General features: G+C 62.6%; 1 pseudogene. It reads left to right on the forward strand.

The features are described from left to right. Positions 1–407: pseudogene (locus EN893_RS37305) on the forward strand (ABC transporter substrate-binding protein); the annotation flags it as partial. Positions 408–524: the final 117 nt, after the last annotated feature.

Consider the following 524-nt stretch of genomic DNA (forward strand, 5'->3'; position numbering starts at 1 on the left):
GCTGGGCGATGGGCCTCGAATTCGGCTACCAGAATCCCCGCGCGGCGGTCGAAGCGGTGTTCGAGCAGTTCCCGACGCTGGCCAAGAATCTCGGGCCGGAGCTTGGCACCACCTCGATCCTGCAGCAGATCAACGTCTTCCGCGGCGACATGGACAAACGCGGCGGCTGGGGCTCGCACGACATGGCGAGCTGGCAGGGCTTCTTCGACGAAATCCACAAGATCGGCCAGATCACCGCTCCGGTGAAGGCCGAGGATGTCTGCACCAACGATTTGATCGGCCCGGCCAATGATTTCGACAAGGCCAAGGTCAAGGCCGATGCCGACGGCGTCAAGCTGTCGGAAGGTTTTGCCGCGCTCGATGTCGAGAAGATCAAGGCGCATCAGTTCGATTCGGCGGTGAAGTAGGGCTGGCAATTGTCCAGGTCAGCGCCGCCCCTCACCTGCCTGCCGGCATCCTCTCCCCGTAAACGGGGCGAGGGGACGCTGTCGTTGATGATTTCGCCAATCGCCAACATTGCGGCC

This window comes from Mesorhizobium sp. M7A.F.Ca.CA.004.04.2.1 (assembly GCF_004022825.1).
Lineage (GTDB): Bacteria > Pseudomonadota > Alphaproteobacteria > Rhizobiales > Rhizobiaceae > Mesorhizobium.